The organism is Floccifex sp. (assembly GCF_051873555.1).
Taxonomy (GTDB): Bacteria; Bacillota_I; Bacilli_A; order Erysipelotrichales; family Erysipelotrichaceae; genus Floccifex.
In genome coordinates this window covers 1-7,391 of the sequence record NZ_JBJEEY010000124.1, presented here as the reverse complement: position 1 = coordinate 7,391, position 7,391 = coordinate 1, and the positions used below count along the sequence as shown (strand labels likewise).

Below are 7,391 nucleotides of genomic sequence, written 5' to 3'. Positions count from 1 at the left end.
CTATCGATATTATCTTACTTCTAAAAAAAATGGTGCAAACTTCTAAACACGGGAACTGATGCCTCGTTTATTAATTGGTGCGGCGGCTGATGTTTTCCAAAATGGATTTGAAAGAGTGAATAAAGAGTTTTTAATTTTATTTTTGACAGAGCTTGCAGATTCCATTGAAAAATATCTTGATTCTTTAGTAAAAGAAAAAATGTCATAGACCAGAATTTCTGGTCTATTTTTATAAATATATATTTACTATATAAATAATATACAAATTAAATTATAATAAAATAGGAAACATTATTTATAGAACTTTCTTTTCTTTTTAATAATTACTTAAGAATTCATCGATATACTATCGATGAAAGGAAAAAGAAAATGAAAGAAAATCGAATAAAGAATATTATAATGATTTTTATGATCATAATAATATCTATTATTGTTGGAATTGTATTAAAAGGATGGATCGATGGAAAGTTTTCAACAATTCAGACTTTAAAAACATATATACTTGAATACGGAATGTTTGGACCTATTGTATTAACAATTCTTCAAATGATGCAAGTGATTCTTCCTGTTCTTCCTGGTTTTTTTGGATGCATTGTAGGAGCATCCATTTATGGAGCAACAAACGGATTTTGGATTAATTATATTGGTATTAGTTTAGGTTCGATTTTTGCGTTTTTATTGGCGCGAAAATATGGAGTTGCTTTGGTTAAAAAAATGATTTCTATTGAGAAATATGAACGATTTGTACAATGGATTCAATCTAAGAAAAGCTATACATGGGTTTTATTCTTGAGTATTTTACTTCCTTTAGCACCAGATGATTTTTTATGTTATTTTTCTGGACTATGTTCTATGTCTTTTAAAAAATTTACCTGGATTATTGTTTTGGCAAAACCATGGTGTATTTTATTTTATTGTTTATTTTTTGCTTATTTTATTTGAGAGGACTCTATATGCTTGGATTTTACAATTATACAGTTATATTGACATACATTGGAATGATTTCTGGTTTTGTAGGCATTGCCAGTATTCTACAAGAGAAATTGATTTTATCTTTGATTTGTTTAATCATCAGTGGAATTTGTGATATGTTTGATGGAAAAGTAGCCTCAACAATGGATAGAACCATCCCGGAAAAACAATTCGGAATTGAAATTGATTCTTTATCCGATTTAATTTGTTTTGGAGTCTTACCTGCAACCATTGTTTTTGTGATTACTCGTTATTCAATGATTGGATTATGTATTTCTTCTTTTTATGTATTATGTGCTTTGATTCGATTGGCATGGTTTAATGTAGATGAAATTCAAAGACAACAAAATGAAACAGGAAGAAGAGAATGTTATTTAGGACTTCCTGTTACAACTTCAAGTTTTATCATTCCTTTATTTGTTTTTATTTGTAAGCATTTTCATTTTAAAATTGAATGGGCTTTACCAATTACTTTATTTATGATTGCCATTGCTTTTTTAACACCATTTAAAATAAAAAAACCAAAAATATCAAATATTATTTTATTACTATTATTATCTATTATTTTTGTTATTGCATTGTGCAAGGTGATTGTATGGATTCTGTAAAATTTTTATATGGAACAACAACAGGAAGGTTTTTATTAAAAATACTTATGGTTACTCATTTTGATTGTGTAATTGTTGCATTTTTAAAATCAAGACTATCGTATCCTTTTATTTCTATGTACGCAAAAAAACATAATGTGAAATTAAGTCAAAGATATTCAACCTTTCAAAAATTCTTTATTCGTTCTTGTAAACAAAATATCGATAAAAATCCATCTCATTTTATTTCACCATGTGATGGATGGCTAAGTTCTTTTTCAATTTCAAAAGATTGTTCTTTTTTTATTAAAGGATCGTATTATAAAATCGATGATTTTCTACAAGATAAGACACAAGCACAAGCATTTCAAGATGGAACACTTCTTGTTTTTCGTTTATGTCCCAATGATTATCATCGATATTGTTATATCGACGATGGCATACAAACGCATTATAAATATATAGAAGGCACACTTCATAGTGTACAACCCATTGTTTGTGAAACCTATCCAGTTTATACATTAAATCGAAGAACATGTTCTATTTTAGAAACGAAGCACTTTGGAACAATTGCGCAATGTGAAATAGGTGCTTTTGTGGTTGGAGGAATTGTGAATCATATTGAGAAAGGTTCTTTTCAAAAAGGAGAAGAAAAAGGATATTTTGATTTGGCGGGTTCTACAATTGTTTTATTAATTCAAAAAGGAAAAATGACTTTAAAACCAGAATATATTTCAAACGAAGAAATTCGTGTAAAGATAGGAAGCTGGATTGGATCGTGAAAAAATATAATGTTATCGTTTTAACAATTGCTTTATTTTTTAATCAATTCGTATATTATGGAGCACGTCTAATCACTGAAAATCGGGTACACTATAATTGGACTTTACCCATTGACCAAGATATTCCCATTATACAAATGAGTGTTATTATTTATTTTGGTTGTTACATATTCTGGGTGATTAACTATTATTTGTGTTCAAAACAAGAACGAAAAGAAAGTGATCGCTTTTTTTGTGCGGATCTTGTTTCAAAAATCATTTGTTTTCTTTTATTTATTGCTTTACCTACTACCAATATACGCCCCATTGTTACATCAAATAATTTATTATATTATTTATATCAAATTGATGCACCCGATAATTTATTTCCATCGATTCATTGTTTAGTCAGCTGGCTATGCTGGATTGGAATAAGAAAACGAAAAGATATTTCGTTTAGATATAAATGGTTTTCACTGATTATGGCAATTCTAGTTTGTATTTCCACTTTAACAACTCGTCAACACGTAATAGTGGATGTTATTGGTGGTATTGTGCTAGCCGAATGGAGTTATTGGATTTCAAAGAAAATTTATCCTTTTTATTCTCGATTTATCACAAAAATAATGTCAATTAAATGGATAAAATGGAAACATGAATTTTAAAGAAATACAAAATCGAAAATATTTAGTATCTTTAGTGAATCAATTAAATCAAGATTTAAAAGGATTGCTGAATGAAGATTTACAAAATAAAGAAGAAGAAACACTGGTTCGATTATTGATTGATCCGAAATACTGGCCTTGTTTTGGTGTAAAAGAAATGAAAGATGAGTATCCTTATTTAGAAGGATTTTCAAAAGAAACCTATTGGTTTATTGTGAATCGAATTAAGAAGGGAAGAGCGAATCTCTATTTTAGTGTAGAATCATATTTATCGCATCAAATGCAAGTACATCGTTTACAATCTATCGATAATGAACAACACTTGTTTTTTTCAAAATATAAAGTGAAATACAATTTGAAAGAAGAAAATCGAAACCAAATTAATGAAATAGTTGATATTGTCTATCGAAGACTCAATCAATATTAAAAGGTCCTTACTCTAATTTCTACTGGTAAGGACCTTTTATGAGATAAATTTATTCATGACTACTCCTTTCTATCTCAATCTATATAAACTACCCTGGTGAGTTTTTATCTATAGCGGTAGGTCTCTATAGATAATCTGACTTTTTATTGGTTTTCCTCTTTGTCAATTTCATTATATTTTATATGGATTAAAATACAATGCAAATGGAAAAAGTGGTATTATTTGTGGAAAAAAAAGAAGAGACAAGCTCTTCTTAGAAAACAGAATCATCCAGTAAATCTTTATAAAAATCACAATAATCCTTACGATTTTCATTTGTAAATTTAATAGCTGAACGAGGATGACGATTCAATTGTCCTGTAAATAAATATTGCAGATCATATCCCCATACAACGCCACTTTCTCTTAATGGAACCATGTAATTTTCAATAAAAGTTAATATTGGATATAGACTGTATTTTGGATTTCGCAAGAAACCTAACAATAATTCACTTGCACAATTTCCTGCGCCTCGACCCATTCCCTGAATTGTGCTATCTAAATAACTGACTCCATAGGAAAGAGCTTCAATAGTATTAGCAAAAGCCAGGTTTTGATTGTTGTGAGCATGGATTCCTAGTTTTTTGTTAGATTTTGAAGCATATTCCAAATATAGTTTTGAATATTTTTCAATATTTTCTGGATATAAAGAACCATAACTATCTACAATATAAATGATATCCACTGGCGTTTCACACAACATTTCCAATGCTTCTTTTAAATTGTCGGCACCGATTTGACTAATTGCCATAATATTACATGTCGTTTCATATCCTAAATCATGTAAATACTCAATCATTTCAATGGCAGCTGGAATTTGATGAATATAACAAGCAACACGAACCATGTCAATAACACTTTCGTTGGCTGGTAGAAAATCCGTTTTGTAGTCACAACGTCCAACATCAGCCATAACAGAAATTTTCATGTCCGATACATTTTCACCTACAATATTTCGAATATCCTGTTCATCACAGAACTTCCATTTTCCAAATTCATTGACATCGAATAATTTCTTACTTGCTTTGTAGCCAAATTCCATATAATCAATACCCGCTTTAATATTCGCTTTGTATAACTCTTTCACAAATTCATCACTAAAATCAAAGTTATTGCACAATCCTCCATCGCGTATTGTTGCATCAACAACACGAATATCTTTACGAACACTTAGTAAAGTACCTTTTCTCATAGCATCACCTCATTTGAATGAATTTTATCATATAGATTTTTTGATTTCAATTTATTATAATGATAAGAAAAGGAGATTTTATGTTTACATTATTATCAATTTTATTTGGAAGCATGGCTTTTATGATTCAACTTGTTCTTATAGCTTTATCAATGATAGCAGGATGGAAAGTCTTTGAAAAAGCAGGAGAACCAGGATGGAAATCTTTAATTCCTGTATATAATCAATATACATTGTTTAAAATCAGCTGGAACACACATAGTTTCTGGATTTGGATTGGATTAACAGTTATTTTAGGAGCCATTGAAGGAATTGCAGGAGACAATCCAGGATTTATTATGACGATTTTTTCGATTTTAGCTAATTTGGCTATCATTTATTATCAAGTCAAACTCTATATCTACTTAGCAAAATCATTTGGATTGGATTGGATATTTGGAATTGTGACATATTTTATCAGCTTTGTTGGCTATCTTTATATTGGCTTTTCACATGTACAATACAATGGACCTGCTGGATGGTCAGATCAAGGACTTTTTTGATTCAATTATTTGAAATGTCTTTAAATATGTACTAGAATATAAATGACGAAAGTCAAAGATGGTTAGATGAAAAAGAAAAGCGAGAGGTGGTGCTCTCGCTTTTCGCTTTGAAAGATACCAAGATGGTTAGATTTTTGTTTAATGGTATGAACCCCTTCGAATTGTATTACCGAAGAAGTTTATACAAGATCACTAATAAAAGGATCAAGATTACTAGGTAATCCATTAAAAGCTCCAATCTAACTCATCAAAGGCCTTCCTTTCAATGAGTAAATAACCATAATGGTCTCCTTTCAAAAGCACATACAAAAGTATGTAAATTAAGTATACAAAAACAATATGAAATATGAATGACATTTAAGTATTTTCTTTAAAAATATATATTTGAAATATCTATAAATTCGTACTAAAATATAACTGACGAAAGTCAAAGATGGTTAGACAATATGAAAAGCGAGAGTGGCGACTCTCGCTTTTCGCTTTGAAAGATACCAAGATGGTTAGATTTTTGTTTAATGGTATGAACCCCTTCGAATTGTATTACCGAAGAAGTTTATACAAGATCACTAATAAAAGGATCAAGATTACTAAGTAATCCATTAAAAGCTCCAATCTAACTCATCAAAGGCCTTCCTTTCAAAAGCACATACAAAAGTATGTAAAACTAGTATACAAAAACAATATGAAATATGAATGATATTTAAGCATTTTCTTAAAATTATTTATAGTTTTATTTTCTGGTGATATCTTATTTTTCTTTCTTTTGGTGTTGAAAACAAGATGTAAAATAGTTTATAATGATATCACGTTTTTTGATAAAGTTATAAGAATAAATGATCATAAACATGATACTGAAAACGATTTTCAAAAATAAGTATTCAAAAAATGAAACTGATAGAGGGGAAAATTTTCATGTCAATTGATTTAAGAGAACACTATTTCGAATCAATCGAAGAAGTAAAAGATTATTTATTGAATGTCAGTCAAACTGGAGAAGAAATTGATCAAAATGCTTTTATGCTGGCTATATCCAATTTGGAAATGACCAATGAACAGAAAGAAGAAATCACTAATATCTTGTTGGAACAAGACAGTGAACCTGATGAAGATGATTTATTGGAAGAAGATATGGATGAAGATTTAGACGAAGATTTAGAAGAAGATTTTGATGATTTTGATGATGACAATAAAGAATCTGATGAAGAATTGTACGAATTAAAGATTTCAAAAATGGAGCAGGAATATGCTGCTTCATATAAAGGGAGCGTACAAGATTCCGTAAAATTATATTTGAAAAGTATTGGTGAATCAAAATTATTAAAAGCCGAAGAAGAGAATAGAGTAGCCAATTTAATCAAAGAAGGTAGAGAAGCCAAAGCTTTACTGGAAACAGAAACAAATGTTGAAAAACGGAAAGAATTGGTACAAATCGTATTAGATGGACAAGAAGCAGAAAAAGAATTAATCGAAAAGAACCTTCGTTTAGTTGTTTCTATTGCCAAAAAATATTCAGGAAGAGGATTGGATTTTCAGGATTTGATTCAAGAAGGGAATATAGGTGTTATTAAAGCTGTTGAAAAATTTGATCCAACAAAGGGATTTAAATTTTCTACGTATGCCACTTGGTGGATTCGCCAAAGCATTACACGTGCCATTGCGGATCAGGCACGTACTATTCGTATTCCTGTACACATGGTTGAAACCATGAATAAATTAACTCGAATTCAAAGAGAGATGGTTCAAATTTTAGGTCGTGATCCATTGGCTGAAGAAATTGCTGAAAAAATGGGTGATATTACAGCTGAAAAAGTTCGTGAAATTCAATTAATGTCTTTTGACACGACTTCATTGGAAACGCAAATCGGAGATGAAGGCGATACTACGTTAGGTGATTTTGTAGAAGATAAAAACGCGATTTCACCTGAGCAATACGCATATCGTGAACAATTAAAAGAAAGTTTGCGAGAAGTATTATCGACTTTAACAGAGAGAGAAGAAAACGTTATTCGTATGCGATTTGGATTAGATAATGGACAACCCATGACACTTGAAGAAGTTGGACAAAAATTCGGTGTAACACGAGAACGTATTCGTCAAATTGAAGCCAAAGCTATTCGTAAATTAAAACATCCAACTCGTTTGAATAAATTAGCTTCTTATAATCAAAATTAAGCTGACAAAAAGTCAGCTTTTTCTTTACATAAAA

Annotated in this window: 9 protein-coding genes; 8 read left to right on the top strand and 1 reads right to left on the bottom strand. The window is 29.8% G+C overall.

The window, feature by feature from the left end; translation table 11 throughout:
• Positions 1-58 precede the first annotated feature (58 nt).
• From ACI32A_RS07170 to ACI32A_RS07145, 6 genes are all read left to right on the top strand, one after another.
• The gene (locus ACI32A_RS07170; protein WP_439754357.1) at positions 59-208 is read left to right on the top strand and encodes a hypothetical protein; all 150 of its coding nucleotides are present in this window, start codon (positions 59-61) and stop codon (positions 206-208) included.
• A gap of 200 nt (positions 209-408) precedes the next feature.
• A complete protein-coding gene (locus tag ACI32A_RS07165; RefSeq protein WP_439754356.1) occupies positions 409-942 on the top strand; it encodes a TVP38/TMEM64 family protein in 534 nt (177 codons plus the stop codon).
• Between the two features lie 11 nt (positions 943-953).
• Positions 954-1,580 (top strand): CDP-alcohol phosphatidyltransferase family protein, encoded by a 627-nt coding sequence (locus ACI32A_RS07160; protein WP_439754355.1) that lies wholly within the window; start codon positions 954-956, stop codon positions 1,578-1,580.
• Positions 1,568-2,341 carry a phosphatidylserine decarboxylase gene (locus tag ACI32A_RS07155; protein ID WP_439754354.1) on the top strand — a complete coding sequence of 258 codons (774 nt, stop codon included), beginning with the start codon at positions 1,568-1,570 and terminating at the stop codon, positions 2,339-2,341. The genes ACI32A_RS07160 and ACI32A_RS07155 overlap by 13 nt, the downstream gene beginning before the upstream one ends.
• On the top strand, positions 2,338-2,985 hold the full coding sequence (locus tag ACI32A_RS07150) for a phosphatase PAP2 family protein (protein ID WP_439754353.1): 648 nt from the start codon (positions 2,338-2,340) through the stop codon (positions 2,983-2,985). Before ACI32A_RS07155 ends, ACI32A_RS07150 begins: the two co-directional genes overlap by 4 nt.
• Positions 2,975-3,412 (top strand): hypothetical protein, encoded by a 438-nt coding sequence (locus tag ACI32A_RS07145; RefSeq protein ID WP_439754352.1) that lies wholly within the window; start codon positions 2,975-2,977, stop codon positions 3,410-3,412. The genes ACI32A_RS07150 and ACI32A_RS07145 overlap by 11 nt, the downstream gene beginning before the upstream one ends.
• A 253-nt stretch (positions 3,413-3,665) precedes the next feature.
• Here the strand turns inward: ACI32A_RS07145 and ACI32A_RS07140 are convergent, their stop codons facing one another.
• Positions 3,666-4,643 (bottom strand): aldolase catalytic domain-containing protein, encoded by a 978-nt coding sequence (locus ACI32A_RS07140; protein ID WP_439754351.1) that lies wholly within the window; start codon positions 4,641-4,643, stop codon positions 3,666-3,668.
• 80 nt (positions 4,644-4,723) lie between these two features.
• Between ACI32A_RS07140 and ACI32A_RS07135 the strand changes: the two genes are divergently transcribed.
• A complete protein-coding gene (locus tag ACI32A_RS07135) occupies positions 4,724-5,185 on the top strand; it encodes a DUF5684 domain-containing protein (RefSeq protein ID WP_439754350.1) in 462 nt (153 codons plus the stop codon).
• A gap of 912 nt (positions 5,186-6,097) precedes the next feature.
• On the top strand, positions 6,098-7,357 hold the full coding sequence (gene rpoD, locus ACI32A_RS07130; RefSeq protein ID WP_439754349.1) for an RNA polymerase sigma factor RpoD: 1,260 nt from the start codon (positions 6,098-6,100) through the stop codon (positions 7,355-7,357).
• Positions 7,358-7,391 lie beyond the last annotated feature (34 nt).